This is a genomic window from Marinibaculum pumilum, from assembly GCF_042646425.1.
Classification (GTDB): Bacteria; Pseudomonadota; Alphaproteobacteria; order Ferrovibrionales; family Ferrovibrionaceae; genus Marinibaculum; species Marinibaculum pumilum.
The window spans coordinates 1-1,403 of the sequence record NZ_JBHRTR010000036.1 but is presented as its reverse complement, the minus strand read 5'-3'; the positions used below and the strand labels follow the sequence as shown (position 1 = coordinate 1,403).

2 protein-coding genes and 1 pseudogene are annotated in these 1,403 nt (G+C 69.0%); 1 reads left to right on the top strand and 2 read right to left on the bottom strand.

All coding sequences use genetic code 11. The features are described from left to right. Positions 1 to 201: pseudogene (locus ACFOGJ_RS22450) on the bottom strand (hypothetical protein); the annotation flags it as partial. Beyond that, on the bottom strand, positions 198 to 869 hold the full coding sequence (gene ftsE / locus ACFOGJ_RS22445; protein ID WP_379904807.1) for a cell division ATP-binding protein FtsE: 672 nt from the start codon (positions 867 to 869) through the stop codon (positions 198 to 200). The pseudogene ACFOGJ_RS22450 and the gene ftsE, both read right to left, overlap by 4 nt. Positions 870 to 1,207: 338 nt before the next feature. Between ftsE and ACFOGJ_RS22440 the strand changes: the two genes are divergently transcribed. Next, positions 1,208 to 1,403, top strand: a 196-nt coding sequence (locus ACFOGJ_RS22440; RefSeq protein ID WP_379904805.1) for a zinc-ribbon domain-containing protein, incomplete at its 3' end; no start/stop codon positions are given.

Genomic DNA, 1,403 nt, shown 5'->3' with positions numbered 1-1,403 from the left:
CGGCAGGGCGTCGACCTGCACCAGCAGGCGATCGGCGCCGATCGCGTCCCAGCTGCCGCCGGCGGAATCGAGCAGCAGGGCGCCCGCCATGGCCAGCACCGCCAGGGCCACCATGACGGCCACCACGCCGGGCAGGGAACGGCCCGAACTGTCCCGGTCCAGCTCCAGCAGCGGCGCCTGGCGTCGGCGTCGGCGGATCACGGCAGGCCGTCCCGGTGCATCACCAGGGTGCCGTCCTTCAGCTCCATGCAGGGCTGGTCGAACTGGCGGATCAGGCTGGTGTCGTGGCTGGCGATCAGCAGGGTGGTGCCGATCTTGTTCAACTCCACGAACAGGTACATCAGCCGGCGCGCCATCACCGGGTCGACATTGCCCGTCGGTTCGTCGGCGAGCAGCAGGTCCGGCTTGCCGATCACTGCGCGGGCGATCGCCACCCGCTGCTTCTCGCCGCCGGACAGCACCGAGGGGCGGGCATGCAGCCGCTCCCCCAGACCGACCCAGGTCAGCAGCTCCTCGACATGGGACCGGACCTGCCGCTCCGGTACGCCGGCGATGCGCAGGGGCAGGGCGACATTCTCGATCGCGGTCAGGTGGTTGATCAGCCGGAACTCTTGGAACACCACCCCGATTCGCCGGCGCAGCGCCGGCAGGTCGTCGCGTGCCAGCCCGGCAATGTCGTTGCCGAACATGGTGATGATCCCGCGCGACGGCCGGTGCGCCAGGAACAGCAGCTTCAGCAGCGACGACTTGCCGGCGCCGCTGGGCCCGGTCAGGAAGTGGAAGGAGCCGGGCTTCAGGGTAAAGGACAGGTCGTGCAGCACTTCCGGCCCGGGGCCGTAGCGCATGCCGACATTCTCGAACCGAATCACCTGTGCTTTTCCGGCCACTACCTGCTCAGGGTCCTGTTGATGGTGGGGGCAAGCGCCATGATTGCCGCCAGTCGGTTGCAGACGGGGCGGAGCCCGGCCCCGGCAGGCGGGAATCCAGGCATCGAGGGGGTTTCCGTTACCACTGACACATATGCCTCCGGCCCGGCCCGGTCCATCCCTGCCACGATTCGCGGGTTCGTGCCGCTGCGCACCGCGCGATGCCGGCCGGCATGATTTTACCAGAAGCGCCGCGCGCCCGAATGACGCATAATCAAGTGCTTGGGTGCCGCAGGAAGTGAATCACCCCGTCTTTCAGAGTATAAGCCTTTTCCTAGGTCATGATCGTCGCCTGCCCAAACTGCCAGACGCAATTCAGCGTCCCTGCCACGGCCCTCCGGCCGGACGGGCGTCAGGTACGCTGTTCCCGCTGCCACTACTCGTGGTTCCAGGAACCGGAGGCGGCGCGCCCGGCACCGGCGCGCGCGCCTGCGGCTGAGCCGGCGGCGGCGCCCAGGGCGGCGATACCGCGCGCCG